Annotated in this window: 10 protein-coding genes; 8 read left to right on the top strand and 2 right to left on the bottom strand. The window is 37.5% G+C overall.

The annotated features are described in order from the left end of the window. Positions 1 to 34: 34 nt before the first annotated feature. Positions 35 to 880 (bottom strand): MBL fold metallo-hydrolase, encoded by an 846-nt coding sequence (locus tag MLOOGBEN_RS14115; protein ID WP_179158899.1) that lies wholly within the window; start codon positions 878 to 880, stop codon positions 35 to 37. A gap of 573 nt (positions 881 to 1,453) precedes the next feature. Here MLOOGBEN_RS14115 and MLOOGBEN_RS14110 point away from each other — a divergent pair. From MLOOGBEN_RS14110 to MLOOGBEN_RS14100, 3 genes are read left to right on the top strand one after another with little or no spacing between them, the layout of a single operon-like run. Next, positions 1,454 to 3,022: a spore germination protein gene (locus MLOOGBEN_RS14110; protein ID WP_179158898.1), complete on the top strand. Its 1,569-nt coding sequence runs from the start codon at positions 1,454 to 1,456 to the stop codon at positions 3,020 to 3,022. A 3-nt stretch (positions 3,023 to 3,025) separates the two neighbouring features. Beyond that, entirely contained in the window at positions 3,026 to 4,132 is a 1,107-nt protein-coding gene (locus MLOOGBEN_RS14105; RefSeq protein ID WP_179158897.1) for a GerAB/ArcD/ProY family transporter, read from the top strand. Continuing rightward, the gene (locus tag MLOOGBEN_RS14100; protein WP_179158896.1) at positions 4,125 to 5,321 is read left to right on the top strand and encodes a Ger(x)C family spore germination protein; all 1,197 of its coding nucleotides are present in this window, start codon (positions 4,125 to 4,127) and stop codon (positions 5,319 to 5,321) included. Before MLOOGBEN_RS14105 ends, MLOOGBEN_RS14100 begins: the two co-directional genes overlap by 8 nt. Before the next feature lie 396 nt (positions 5,322 to 5,717). Here MLOOGBEN_RS14100 and MLOOGBEN_RS14095 read toward each other — a convergent pair whose 3' ends face one another. After that, entirely contained in the window at positions 5,718 to 6,209 is a 492-nt protein-coding gene (locus MLOOGBEN_RS14095) for a hypothetical protein (protein WP_179158895.1), read from the bottom strand. A gap of 132 nt (positions 6,210 to 6,341) precedes the next feature. Here MLOOGBEN_RS14095 and MLOOGBEN_RS14090 point away from each other — a divergent pair, with 132 nt between their 5' ends. The 5 genes from MLOOGBEN_RS14090 (at position 6,342) to MLOOGBEN_RS14070 (ending at position 14,212) form a co-directional block, all read left to right on the top strand. Then, the gene (locus MLOOGBEN_RS14090; RefSeq protein WP_256989093.1) at positions 6,342 to 7,109 is read left to right on the top strand and encodes a VCBS repeat-containing protein; all 768 of its coding nucleotides are present in this window, start codon (positions 6,342 to 6,344) and stop codon (positions 7,107 to 7,109) included. 319 nt (positions 7,110 to 7,428) lie between these two features. Beyond that, positions 7,429 to 8,667 (top strand): Zn-dependent hydrolase, encoded by a 1,239-nt coding sequence (locus MLOOGBEN_RS14085; RefSeq protein ID WP_179158893.1) that lies wholly within the window; start codon positions 7,429 to 7,431, stop codon positions 8,665 to 8,667. A 244-nt stretch (positions 8,668 to 8,911) separates the two neighbouring features. Then, the gene (locus MLOOGBEN_RS14080) at positions 8,912 to 11,809 is read left to right on the top strand and encodes a carboxypeptidase-like regulatory domain-containing protein (RefSeq protein WP_179158892.1); all 2,898 of its coding nucleotides are present in this window, start codon (positions 8,912 to 8,914) and stop codon (positions 11,807 to 11,809) included. Positions 11,810 to 12,541: 732 nt separating this feature from the next. Further along, on the top strand, positions 12,542 to 13,234 hold the full coding sequence (locus MLOOGBEN_RS14075; protein WP_179158891.1) for a hypothetical protein: 693 nt from the start codon (positions 12,542 to 12,544) through the stop codon (positions 13,232 to 13,234). Between the two features lie 495 nt (positions 13,235 to 13,729). Beyond that, complete coding sequence (locus tag MLOOGBEN_RS14070) at positions 13,730 to 14,212, top strand: hypothetical protein (RefSeq protein ID WP_179158890.1); 483 nt, start codon at positions 13,730 to 13,732, stop codon at positions 14,210 to 14,212. Positions 14,213 to 14,294: the final 82 nt, after the last annotated feature.

The following is a 14,294-nucleotide window of genomic DNA, read 5'->3' as shown; positions in this document are numbered from 1 at the left end:
GTAATAACCCATGAGAACCGTCCTTGCGGCACTTTTATTTCTTCCGATTCCCACTAACAAAGTTTTGGATGTGCTCGAGTTGTTCTTCGTTCGGGGTTTCCTTTCGCACCTCGGTAAATGTAGTGACGGCTTTATCAACAGAGACCTCTTTATCCACGATTTCCCCGATACTAGTTAAATCATCAAAGAATCTCCACATTTCTTCGCGAGTATGCGGATTTTGGTGCCCGGTTACATAAATATCGACATCGTATTTTTTTATTTTGTCTAGTAGGGTCACAAGTTCTTCTAGGTCATAGCTCCATTCACCGCTATAAAAGTCCTGATAGATGCAATCTCCCAAAAACATTACTTTTTCATCTGGAATATAAATAATAGAAGAGTCCTGCGCATGGACACCACCAACATGCTCAACTACACAGTTCATGCCACCCAAATCAATCTCAATTTTATTCGTAAAGGTTAGGTCCGGCACCTTCAATTCCAAATGATCCCGGTTAGGCATTTCGCGTTTTATCATGTCTTGACAAAACTCAATTTCTTCACCAGTCTCCACTCGTGCATCTAATGAGGCATCATCCCATTTTAGGGTTTTCAAATAATCCACTTTCTTCTTCGTTTCATCGTGACTAATTGTTAATAAGCCCATCGTTTTAATACCAAAAATATGATCCCAGTGCCAATGTGTTATGACAACAAATTTCACCGGAGGTATATCCATTTTTTTCACTTGATTGAGGAAATCCCTTGCATGTGCAGGTGAATTCCCTGAATCAACGATTAAGCTAAAGGTATCCCCATAAATTAAACCTAATGCCGGACGATCCGTTTCTGAATAATGAGGCATATAATAAACTCTATTTGCTAGTTTTTTCAGCATTAAAATACCTTCTCTCATGTTTTTTTTATTAGTATTAAGAAATAGGTCTGCCTTTATTTAATAGGCAGCCTTTAATTTAATCCAAATATTTGCTTCAGTATAGGTAAATAAGGAAAGAATGAGGAAGTGGCATAACGATTCTCGTTATATAGCTTTCCATTCTACGACTCTTTCGACTTTCTTTTTACGATTTTCTAGAGAAAAAGATTGATATAAAGAGATATTTCTCCTTATTAATCAAACGATTGATTGGAAGGAGAAATGTCGAAGTCTGCTTGAAGATATTGATTAACAGCTATGAACCGTTTTCGATTCTTTAATTGATATATGATAGCAATCATCCATAAAAAACGGTTTAATTTTATCTCCAGGCAAACTGCTAAGAAAAGCCGCCCCTATAAACATGCTGATCGCACAGGGGGATGGTTAGTTTCCATAAAAGGGTGTGGAATTGTTTTTATCATTCGGGCTTACTGTCATTATTTTTTTGCATAGTTATCTGTATTTATCACAAACTAAAAAAAATTCGTGTTAAAAATTGGTTACTTTTACTTCTTAGAGGGGATGCATGTGATGTTTCGCTTTTTAAAAGAAAGATTCTTGCAACAGATGAAGCACGAAGTAAATCAGAAGAAGCAAAATCACGAAAGTCCAAATCAAATCTTTCCTACTCTTATGGAAAATATTGAACAAATTAAAAGGCTGCTGCATTCTCCCAATGATCTTATCATTCGAATCGTTACCATCGGAAATTCCAATCATCGTTGTGCGATTGTTTATATTGATGGCTTAGTTGACAAGGATATTGTAAATACGCAAATTCTTAATAATATTCAGCTTGGTATGGCGCAAGCAAATAAAGAAATTCCAGCCAATGAGAAGGAATTGTTAATCGAACTGGAGAATGAAATCCTCTCAATAGGTGAGCTGAAAAAAGTTCAAAGTCTCGATGCTGTGATGTTTGCTGTTCTTTCGGGAGAAACCGCCATTTTTGTAGAGGGAACAACGGATGTATTACTGATTGGTACGAAGGGTTGGGCAAGCAGAGGAATTGAAGAACCGGTTTCAGAAGCATTAGTGCGTGGACCAAGAGAAGGGTTTACTGAAAACGTGCGGACAAATACAGTACTGATCCGAAGAAATATTCGCGATCCAAATCTTCATTTTGAAAACTTTCAGGTTGGGAGGCGTTCGAAAAAGGATCTTTTCCTTGTCTATATTGATGGTATTGTTCACCCTGAAATTGTCAAGGAAGTAAAAAAGAGATTGGATTCAATCGATATGGATGATGCACCAGAGTCGGGGTTCATTGAACAATGGATTGAAGACAGTTTTATGTCTCCTTTTCCTCAGATTCTTCATACGGAAAGGCCTGATAAGGCTTGTGCCTCGATTTTAGAAGGAAAAGTCGTCATTATCTTAGATGGAACACCTTTTGTCTTAATCGCACCCCTAACGTTTGTAGCTTTAATTCAATCGCCAGAGGATTATTATGAACGCTGGATGATCGGTTCTCTCATTAGAATATTAAGATATGGTGCAGCTTTTATTTCCTTGTTTCTTCCAGCACTATATATAGCTCTTGTTTCCTTTCATCAGGGAATGATTCCGTCAAAACTGGCATTTTCAATCGCTGCTACACGTGAAGGTGTGCCTTTTCCGGCAGTGGTGGAGGCATTCATGATGGAAGTTACGTTGGAGTTGTTAAGAGAAGCAGGACTACGCTTACCAAAGCCAATTGGTCAGACGATTGGTATTGTAGGCGGTTTGGTTATTGGTGAATCTGCAGTTCAAGCCGGTATTGTCAGTCCTGTCATGGTAATAGTCGTTTCTGTTACTGCGATTGCTTCTTTTGCGGTTCCTTCCTATAGTGCGGGAATTGCATTTCGGATGCTTCGCTTTGTGACCATGCTTACGGCAAGTATTTTCGGTCTTTATGGCATTATTTTAACTTATATTATGATCAATGTTCATCTTGCGAGACTTAAAAGCTTTGGGATTCCTTACACAGCGCCATTTTCACCTAACTTTAAACATGATTTAATGGATTTGGTTATCCGGGCTCCTCTTATCATGTTATCGAGAAGACCTAAATTTATGCAAACGGAAGATGAAAAACGTATGGATACAAAAGGGGAGTAGCTCATGAAATCCTTTGAATATGGTGACGAGGAAATTGGAAAAAAAGAAGTCATATTCCTGGTCGCTAATATGATTATAGGTTTTGGGATTCTTACCCTTCCACGTGCCATTGTAGATGTCACAAAATCAATAGATGGTTGGATATCCATTTGTCTTGGTGCATTCGTTGCACTTACTTTTACCGGAGTGGTTGCAGTATTAATTACAAGATTCCCTAAGAAAAACCTTTTTGACATTTCGAAGTCCATTTTTAATAAGCCGGTTGCATTGGGTATCACCTTTTTATTTGCTCTCTATACGATGCTCTTTGTTAGTTATGAAATGAGGGGGGTCGCGAGCATTGCCAAGCTATATCTATTTGATGTCACTCCTGTCGAAGTCATTTGTCTCGTTTTTCTGTTAGTGGTTGTATATGGAGTAGCAGGTCCAAGCACTGCGTTATTACGATTAAATATTATGTTTATACCCATCATCCTTTTTATTGTATTAATCTTAATCGTTTTTAATATAGGATTTTTTGAAATGGGAAATATCAAGCCTTTTTTTATTACGGGGTGGTTCGATGTCATTAAGGCTTCAAAGGAAACCGTATTCTCTTTCTTAGGCTTTGAGATTTTATTATTTTATAATGTGCATATTAATCAACCGAAAAAGACTTTGAAAGCTTCACTAATTGGAATTACCATTGCCTTTCTTTTATATCTGATTGTGTTTTTTACAGCAATTGGTGTGTTTAGCGTAGAAGTTACGGCTAATCTTAATTTCCCAACAGCAGAATTAGCAAAACAAGTGGAAGTACCGGGTGGATTTTTTGAGAGATTTGAATCCTTATTCTTCACGATATGGGTTATGACATTATTCAGTACAGCTGCAATGGCATTTGATGTCACTCTTTTGGCACTTGGTGCAATCTTCAAAAAGATAAAGAGAATGACGTTCATCTTTGTCTTAACACCGATCATTTATATAATCGCGATGACACCTCAAAATTTTAATGAATTTTCAACATTTGGATTATATATCAGTTATTTAGGTATCGTGTTCAGTATGATTATTCCTTCTCTACTGCTCATTTTCGCAAAAATAAGCGGGGTGAAGGGGAATGTATAAAGGTTTATTATATGTCAGTTTATGTTTGCTTCTAACTGGATGTTGGGATCAGGTTGAGAGTGAAGAACGTGGATATGTGATAGGAGTGGGTATCGATCCTTCAGATCATGATACTTTAGAGGATCGAGATGAGGCAGAGGCGACCGAGGATTCCATTGCTAAAGAGAGATTTAAGGTGACATTTCAATTTGTGGATCCAAGTGCTTTACAAGGTAAAGGGGGAGATTCCAGTCAAATTCAAGATCCGTTTCTAAATGTTGCGGTCAGCGGTAATACAATGTTTCAAATTAATCGTAATATATCGAAAAAAATAGCACGATCCCCATATTTCCAGCATATTAAGATGATCATAATCTCAGACGAAGTAGCGAAAAAGGGATATCTTCCTGAGGTATTAGATTTTTACTTGCGAGATCATGAAATGCGACGAGAAACAAAGATCATGATCACTAAGGATACAACCAAGGATATTTTAGAATCAAGAACAAAAGTAGAGAGATTACCTGTTATGTATATTGATTCGATAACAGATAATGCATACAAAAATGGGGAGCTATTACCTCCAGTGAATATTGGAAAGGTCCATAAATATTTACTGGGAATCAACAGCTTCCTCATTCCTTTCATTCAGTCGAATGGTCAAAAAGCAGATTTGTCTGGCTCTGCTATTTTTAAAGGAGATAGTAAAAAAATGATTGGAACCTTAAATGGAATGGAAACAATGGGAGCCAATTTTATTACAGGTGAACTAAAAGGAGGGGTTATTGAAGTTATTATGGATGGTCAATTGGTCGTATTTGAAATTAGTGATGCAAAAAGAAAAATACATGCGAATGTCATCAATAAAGATCAAATAGACTTTACGATTGATGTTGTGGTTGAAGGTAATTTGGGTGAGGATTTTGGAAACTATCATATGTCTGAACCTAAAACGGTTGCTAAATTGGAAGAAAAAGTGGCAAAAGAAATTGAGAAAATAACAGCAGGAGTAATTGAAAAAATGCAAAAGGAATATAATGCCGATGTTTTAGGATTAGGCTCCTATTTACATCAAGAACACTATGATAGTTGGAAATCCATTAAAAATGATTGGGAGAGTGGTTCACATTATTTTTCAAAAAGTAACATACGCGTTAATGCCAAGATCATTGTACGTAGTATCGGGACAATCATGGAAACCCAAAAATAAAGGAGGTAAACCATGTGGGACTTTATAATAGGAAGACTTCCTTCGAAGCTCATCCTCATAAATGCAGTTTTCTCTTTGTTCATCCCACTAGGAATTTATAAGTTAAATAAAGTGCTCCATAAATTTGGTGATCCCCCATGGAAAAATAATCAAAATCCTAAATAAAATTCTAAGGTTGTGTGGAGGTATATTGTCGGAATTGAATTAAATTCCACTCAAGAAATTGGTTATATAATGAAATTAATAGCTTTGCACAAAGTAGATAGATTATATAACTAAGGCAACCTTAAAAAGAAAGGATGATTTGCAATGAAGGATTCTCTAAAGAAGCAATGGGGACGGTTCTTGTGGTCTTAAAAACCATAAGAACCGTCCCCATTGCACCCCCCAAGTTTTCTAACACAAAACAATGATTTTATAAGGAGTAGTTTGGGCTGGTATGCTGAATGTGGCAGGACCATATACAACGAGTAGATTTCGGTTTGCAGGACTCAATGTAAAAGATTGATCGTTTTGTAATAAAACAAGAGTATAACTAGAGATATTCAATTGTAACTGACCATCACTACTCACGAGCTGGCTGTTAAAATAGTCTACCTTTACATGTTGATAAGGGTTATTTTTTACGATAATAAGTGCTTGATATTGTGGCGGGTAAATAAGAATGACAGGTACATTGACATCATAATAACCTGTTACAGTGTCTCCAACTGAAACCATAACATGGTCTAGAAAATAGGTTGTTGGACTAATAACGAAATTTACGACTGAACCATCGTCTCCTACTAGTGACATTAATTTAAAGCATCCTTTTAATTCTTCATCTGAACCTACTAAATAATCTTGAATCATGGTAACCGTACCAGAAAAAGAACCGTATTTCTTCATTTTTTCCCCTCCATTTTGATGAATCATTAACGAAATCCTTCGGAAACTTCGAGTGCGCAGAGCGTATAATATGCTAATTGAAAATCAGTTTGCCTTATAAATTTTATGATGCTGGGGTTTTGATATTACTTCATGAAGGGCAATTATGATGATGGTCGTCATCATGGAAAGGAGCAGGTTATGTTTAACTATTATTCTAGGACAACGATGAATCTGCATAGTATGGTTTCGTTTGCACGTGGTGATGTAACTGGGGATCGAGTACTTGATAATGTCTATTTAACTGGAATAAAGACTCCTGCTAGTCCATTTACTCAAAATATCACCCTGAATGTTCAAGATGGAAGAACTGGCGAGGTGAAAAGTGTTCCGCTTCGTGAGAATGCCGGCTACAATCCTACAATATTCTTGGGCGATTTTACTGGCAATGGGATAGATGATATTTTAATAAGTATTGCTACAGCTGGCAGCGGGGGAATCATGTACCATTATATTTATTCTTTTTTGGAAAATACACCTCAATTACTATTTGATTTCAATATATATAATGAACAATACCAATATGTAGTTACGTATCAAGACCATTATAAAGTGGAAGTTGTCAGTGAAATCAATAATAAAAAGTACCTGATAGACATTTCAACAAGAGGTGCTGGGTATTTAAATGAAATATATGATGCAAACGGTAAACTGAAAAGCCCTATTACTGGTTTTGTAAATCCTTTAAGCGGCTTATATCCAGTAGATTTTGATTCAAATAAAGTGTTTGAGCTTTTGGCGTATCAAAAAATTGCAGGAAGATATAATGCGGATTCTTTAGGTTATGTTTTGAACACTTTAGGATGGAAGGATAATAGGTTTGTTTTGCAAAATCAGAATGTAGCGATTTTTGGATATTAGGATAGCAAAATGAAAAAATTAGTCGAAAATAGACATCACAGATAAGAACCTGTTCTTGGGATGAGAACAGGTCTTTATTTTTACTGAAAAGAAGACCATGGGGACGGTTCTTGTGGTCTTCACTTAAAAAAAGACCAGGAGAAGAACCGTCCTCATTGAATCCGGTACTATACTTGATAGATAATTATAATCATCCATATTACAATAATGATAACGAACGCTCATACTTACCGTTTTTCTTTGGAGTTTGGTACCAATGTCTCGATAAACATAAATATATTACTTTGTAGTTGAATTCACTATAACGGAGGGTACTCCTATGGAAAATAGGCAAAGATACGAAACCTTTTTAAATAAAATCCATCAGTATAATTCAGGTGAGAAGGGAATTACCCGAATTGCCTATACGCAAGAAGAGCAAGCTTGCACTCATGCCCTGATGAGGATGTGTAAGGATGCAAAAATGACTGTCAAACTCGATCCTGCTGGAAACTTAATTGCGAGACGTGAAGGAAAACGGAATGATCTTCCTCCGGTGGTGATGGGTTCCCATATCGATTCAGTCTATCAGGGTGGTAAATACGATGGCGTTGTTGGTGTAACGGCTGCACTTGAGATTATCAATCGCCTAAATGAGAAAGGGATTGTGACCGAACATCCAATTGAAATCATTTCGTTTGCTTGTGAGGAATCTTCACGCTTTGGTGTTTCCACCATTGGCAGTAAAGCGATGGCAGGTCGAATTGATAAGGAGAAGTACCGCCACTTAACCGACCATGATGGGATTTCGATGGAAAGGGCCTTTTCCCTTTGCGCTCTAGACTTTAATGGGATTGATCAAGCGAGCCGCAAAAATGAAAGATTCGAGGCGTTTTTTGAGCTACATATTGAACAAGGGCCAGTGTTGGAAACAGAAAAGAAAAAAATTGGTATTGTAACGGGCATTGCTGCTCCTGCCCGATTTATTGTCAACATCTTCGGAAAAGCTTCTCATTCCGGGACCACACCGATGAACATGAGAAAGGATGCTCTTTTAGGAGCAGCTGAGATTTCATTAGAGCTTGAAGAAGCAGCAAATCTTGAAGAAACCTTTGGGACTGTCGCGACAGTAGGTGTCTTGGGCGTTAAGGCAGGGGCTATGAATGTTGTACCGGGGGAAGTAGAAATGAAAATTGATATTCGTTCTTCCTCGTTTGAGTCAAGACAGAGGGTACTAGATTGCTTTTATCAAACGATTGCTTCGGTTGGACAGAAAAGGGCGCTTCACATTGATTATAAAGAGCTCAGTATCGAGGAACCCGTACTTCTATCTTCTGACCTATGCCAATTGCTCAGCCATATTTGTGAAGAGAACCAATTACCTTTTAAGCTCATGCAAAGCGGGGCAGGACATGATGCTATGAATATGACTGGCTTTGGTCCAACAGGGCTAATCTTTATCCCATCAAAGGATGGCTTAAGCCACCACCCTCATGAACATACTGAAATGGAGGATATCTTAACGGGGATCCATGTATTAGAGGCAGCAGTCCTTCATACTGCAAAGGTATCTTATTAGTGGCTAGAAGAGTGTGGGAGACCATGGGGACGGTTCTTGTGGTCGTAAAAACCATGAGAACCGTCCCCGCGGCATTCCCGCGGCATTTCCAGACTCTATACTTGCCGAAAGTTGATAGGTTGTTGTCAAAAGAATGGAGAAAATTACAAGGGAAAAATCGATTAAAGTCGAATACAATTATCTGGGAGTGTAATAGTTTTTGAGGACTGTTATTTTTACTAATATCAAAGTGGGGGGAACATGAATGGTTAAAAAGGGGCTGTATTTGTTTTTGTTATCAGTAGTTTTTATGAGCTTTACAATTGGAAATGTACAAGCTTCCCAGATTAATAGTAAAGGGGGAGCCGAAATCCAGGGTACGGATTCAATAAAATCAGCGGTACATGGAACTATTAAAGATAATGGAGCACCCGTAGAAAATGTCCTTGTTATGATTCAGGAAAAAGGAAGGTCAAATTGGATCCAAACAAGGACAGATGCTTCCGGAACATTTAAGACAAAATTAACAGATGGTACCTACGCTATTAAAGGAATCGCAGGCAGCGGTTCTAATGCGTATGGTACAAATGAAAGTTTTGTAGTCAAAGATGGAAAAATTCAGGGAGAAATTAATCTTTCTGAAAAAAAACAAGGCAAAAATGCTTCAGCCCAATCTGGTAATTTGACTGGTGTAATTAAGGAAGGAAGCAAAGGACTAAAAGCAGACTTGGTCTTGTTAAAAGAACACAATGGAAACGTGGCAGATGTGTATACCGTATCTTCAAAGGGTGATGGAAGCTTTACTGCTTCACTTCCTGACGGAGACTACTACCTAAATGGAATAGAATTTAATGGGGGCATATACATTTATGCGTTAAGCTTTAAAGTTGAAGGCGGAATCGTGTTAGTAGATGGCGAACCTGAAGACCATCTGGCTATTACTGTCCCAGTTGAAAAATATGCCGGAAAACTTGCTGATTCATCCAAACCATTATCTGGAGCTCACATCGTATTAGAGAAACAAGGAATTGAATACGATGAATTTATCCAGGAAGTTATTACGAATAAACAAGGGGCATTTTCCTTAAGGGCACTTTCTGACGGAGTGTATTCCCTAAGTGTCAATCACAGTACCTACTCATCGTGGAAACACATTACGTTTGAAGTGATGAATGGGGACATTTATATTGACGGGCAAAAGACAGAAATAGTTAAAATGACGGTTCCTGATGTGAACGTACAAGGTATTATCATGGATGGCAATAAGCCTATTTCTAATGGAAATATCACGTTCACGGGAGAAACAGATGATGGAGAAAATAACTATTTTTCTACCATCGTGGACTCCAAAGGGAAGTTCCAATACAGGCTGAAGGATGGGCAGTATAAAATAATTGAGATTAATGAGGAATTAAGTAATACACGTGTGGACGTTTCTTTCGAAATTCGTGAAGGGCAACTTGTTCAAGAAGGTGCGGTCAAATCGGCGTTAACCATTGATTTACCTCCGATTACTCTTTCAGGAAAATTGATCGATTCAGGAACGGACGTACAAGGTCGAGTTAATATCGATAATATTGAAAATTATGAATGGCACCATGCAGAAACAGATGAAAAAGGAATCTTTTCGTTACGGCTGAAGGATGGATCATATAAAGTATCGAACGGTTCCTTAATAGATGGACAAGAGGGGTTCTCGGTCTCAACTAAGTTTGAAATCATCAATGGCCAGTTATTTATTGATGGCGAAAAACGAGAGTTATTAGAATTGCAGGTACCACCAGTTAGTTTACATGGCATTGTTAAGGAAGGAGAACATGCAGTAAAATTTGGTTCCTACTATGTGTGTTCTAATGACCAAAGCTTTTGCAGCGGACAAAGCTTAAATCCAGATGGAATCTTCACTTTGCGCCTGACAGATGGTGACTATATGTTTAGCCATGTTCTTCTTGAGGATGGAACATCTGTAACGATTAATCAGGAATTTTCAATTCTTGATGGAAAAACCTACGTCAATGGGCAGCTGCAGGAACTGTTAGAGATTTCCGTTCCAGCAATGTCGTTAACCGGAACTGTGACAGAATCAGGGAACCCTGTTACTGGCAGCCTATTTATCTCGCAAACTAATAATGAGGCTAATCCTCAAACATTTTGGGGAAGAACAGATGAAGAAGGCAGATTCAACTTCCGCCTGCCGGATGGCAATTATACAGTGTCTAGTGTAAGTCTGGACGACAGAACAGAATTCCGTGCCGAAAAAGAATTCAGTATCGTTTCGGGTCAATTAAATATAGACGGTCAAATACAAGACACTCTTGAGGTATCGATTCCGCCTGTTACGTTAAAAGGAATTTTGACAGAATCAGGGGCCCCCCTTGCTGGGCAGCTTAACATCATGGAAATGTACGATGCTGACAACCCATTACAGATGATGGCTTGGGCAAATGAAGATGGTCAATTTCAAGCCCGCCTTCCTGATGGAACTTATAGGGTAAGTAATGTCTATCTTCAGGATGGTGGAGCATACAGTCCTGAAATCGAGTTCCAGATTGTATCTGGTGAACTATATGTCAATGAGCAGCTCCAGGAAGATCTAAATATTTCCGTTCCCGCTATTACGTTAAAAGGGGCACTTTCTGATTCCGGGAACCCGGTTAGTGGAGGTATTTCAATTATGGAACGGGAGGTGGATTATCCACACTCTGTCTGGATCTATGCAAATGAAGAAGGCGGATTTCAATCCCGTTTGAAGGATGGAAATTATCAGGTTTACTATGTAACCCTAAATGATGGCACCTCGTTCAATCCTAATATAGATTTTAGCATTGTATCCGGTGTAATCTATGTTAACGGTGAACAGAAAGAAGAATTAGCCATCGAGGTTCCTCCTTTAAATTTAACAGGAAACGTTACTGTTGGTGGAGAACCGGTCATGGAAGGTTACTTGGGTTTCAACTCGACAGGTGAAACTGGGGGAATGGGAGAAAATATTTGGATTCAAAATGGCTTTTACAAATCCCGGCTTCCGGATGGGGATTATGAAATTGCTTATGTTCAAGATTACCAACACGGATATTTTCCCATTGGCAAGAAATTTACCATTTTGAATGGAAAGTTATTGGTTGACGGTCAGGAAGTAAATACTTTAGATCTTAATTTATAGTATGCCAAGTGGACGGTTCTGAGGACCGTGGTGAGGACCGTGGGGACGGTTCTTGTGGTCTTTGTTAAAATATAAAATATCGGGAGAACCGTCCCCATGGACTCCCGAAGAGTCGAAAAAAAGAGCCCTAAGGCTCTTTTTTTTACATAGAATTACTACGTTTTCCACATCTGATGCATTTACTAGTGTAATAACTGTACTTATGTCGTCTGCGAAAGAAACAAAGGATGGATTTGAATTTCAAATAAAACACTCCCTTTGAATGATTAAACCAGTGGTTCACATAGATTCTCGTTAGAACTTGACTTTGTGACGATATCGATTATATTAATAATTTAATAGTAACACTTATGTGATTATTCTGAAAGTATAATTTCCAACAACTTCCTTATTTCAAATGAACAGTATTCAATCATACGAGACATTTATAGTACTCTTTCGTTTCAGGATTTACCCTCTTCATCAAAATCTATGTCAACTTCAACAAAGTCCAATCCTTCGTATCAACGTTATAAATGGGTGGTTTAGTTTAATGTAAATGCGGGTATTTAAAAAAGGGATTAGGAGTTTCCTTTTAACATACAGCTCTAATCTATTTATTTAGTAGATAGTCGTGATGGAATAGTTGAAATTTACGTACTGTAACTATTGGACTATTTTTAAGAAAATAGGGAACATTTCCAATTTTAAAACGTTTAATAGGTAGATATAATTTTTGGGGGGAATAAAAGGATGAAGCATGGTTTAATTTTGATCACTCTTTTGATGTTAATGGCTGCATGTTCTTCTGAAGATGTTTCTCAGAGTAAGGTAGATACTACTGTTGAACTATCTCCACAAACTATCACTTTAGAACCAACCCAAATGATAACTGAAAATGAAATGATTGAGAGCAATCAAGATATTAAACTGATAAACAGTGAAAATAATGACAATGTTGAAACGCAAAGGTCAATTTCTCCTCAGACGGTAGAAGAAGAGGAAAATGAAATTCAAACCCTATCACAGGAACCTACGGAACCCCTAGTAGATGAAAAGGAAGAAACACTTGCTGAGGATTTTATTATGTTCGGGGATTCGAAATATATTAATTTGATGCATGAAGAAAAATTTCAAGATTGGATAAATGTTGCAGTGAAATACGGGGCTACACTTTATGCTATTCCGTATTCTGACGTTTTTGCGATTGTGAAAGATGAAGAGGTGCTCGTCGGTATGAGTACGGGAGTTGCAAGTGCTGCGCCAAACCATATCGATATACTTTGTGATTTGATGGCAGACAAAGGTGAGTCTGCAGAAAAAATTATCGAAGGCGTCAAACAGGTGGCTCAAACCGGAGAAAGCGTTGAATTGGTAGGTCCTCAGGAATTTGATGATGATTTTTCAATAGAAGAGCACGATGAGTGGATTGTCGTTTCATGGTGAACATAGGGGACGATTCTTGTGGCTTTTTAGGTCGGAATTTAGTCTTTGAATTAGAACATATAATTTTCAAAGGGACAACAGTAAAACACATAGGAAAACGCACTTGAATTCACAATATAATTCACAGTGCGTTTTTTATTGATTTAACAACATTTCGACGAATTTCTTTCATCCGTTTCGCCCTAATTCACATATTAAATCATAGGGTATGAAATAATTATTGGAGGATGTGCGAATTCTTTGTGATTTAGTGAGTGAATTGTGTTGCAATCACGAAGGCTATTGGATATTTATTTTAAAATCATATTATAGATATTGGAAAGTTTGTGAAAAGATGCTCTTACGCTAACGGTAGCAGTTTAGTTGAAGAGAGTTGTTTAACTTATGTTCAACAATCGGTCCATATTGCGAAGTAAGGATTTATTAAATACTTTTAATAAAGTCCCTAAAACTGGGTAAATTATCTCCTAAAGACAGTTAGAAGAGGTAGTTATTATGAAATATGTGAAACCATTTTTGGTATTGATGACGGTTCTTTCTTGGTTTTCTCTTGCTTTTGCAGGCAAAAAATCCGTTAAACGATTTCTCCCCACCTCCCTTTTTATGGCTATTATTGTGACAGTGGTTCAGTTTATTGCGAAAAAGAGAAGATGGTGGTTGTGGTATGGAAAAAAACACCCCTCCGTTTTGGCGTCATTTCCTTTTACTTGGGGTACATTCTTTGCCGGTTCATTATGGATTATGAAATTTGCTTATGGCAACATTATAAGATATATAGGGTTGAATTTAATCGTGCATTTAGCTTTTACATATGTTGGAGAACCTATCCTTAAAAAATTTGGAGTTGCATCGCTGGTGCGTATGAAAAAAATCCAGTTAATGTATGTTTTAACGATGTTAGCACTTCTTTTATATGGATTTCATTTTGTTAAAGAGAAGGAATTAGTAAAAAGAAATGTACTTAATAAAATTGAATGATTCATTAAAAATAACCGAGTTTAACCTGGATAAAACTAACAGTCCCTTCGCTAAAGGGCGCTTTTATTTAATTGTGGAAGAC

It is taken from the genome of Bacillus sp. EB106-08-02-XG196, from assembly GCF_013396335.1.
Lineage (GTDB): Bacteria > Bacillota > Bacilli > Bacillales > Cytobacillaceae > Neobacillus.
This window is presented reverse-complemented; position numbering and strand designations above follow the sequence as displayed.

Bases quoted from the DNA above. Each gene is read 5' to 3' on its own strand.
- MLOOGBEN_RS14100 (WP_179158896.1), top strand. From the start codon at position 4,125: ATGTATAAAGGTTTATTATATGTCAGTTTATGTTTGCTTCTAACTGGA.
- MLOOGBEN_RS14080 (WP_179158892.1), top strand. From the start codon at position 8,912: ATGGTTAAAAAGGGGCTGTATTTGTTTTTGTTATCAGTAGTTTTTATG.
- MLOOGBEN_RS14085 (WP_179158893.1), top strand. From the start codon at position 7,429: ATGGAAAATAGGCAAAGATACGAAACCTTTTTAAATAAAATCCATCAG.
- MLOOGBEN_RS14095 (WP_179158895.1), bottom strand. From the start codon at position 6,209: ATGAAGAAATACGGTTCTTTTTCTGGTACGGTTACCATGATTCAAGAT.
- MLOOGBEN_RS14090 (WP_256989093.1), top strand. From the start codon at position 6,342: ATGAAGGGCAATTATGATGATGGTCGTCATCATGGAAAGGAGCAGGTT.
- MLOOGBEN_RS14115 (WP_179158899.1), bottom strand. From the start codon at position 880: ATGCTGAAAAAACTAGCAAATAGAGTTTATTATATGCCTCATTATTCA.
- MLOOGBEN_RS14110 (WP_179158898.1), top strand. From the start codon at position 1,454: ATGTTTCGCTTTTTAAAAGAAAGATTCTTGCAACAGATGAAGCACGAA.
- MLOOGBEN_RS14075 (WP_179158891.1), top strand. From the start codon at position 12,542: ATGAAGCATGGTTTAATTTTGATCACTCTTTTGATGTTAATGGCTGCA.
- MLOOGBEN_RS14105 (WP_179158897.1), top strand. From the start codon at position 3,026: ATGAAATCCTTTGAATATGGTGACGAGGAAATTGGAAAAAAAGAAGTC.
- MLOOGBEN_RS14070 (WP_179158890.1), top strand. From the start codon at position 13,730: ATGAAATATGTGAAACCATTTTTGGTATTGATGACGGTTCTTTCTTGG.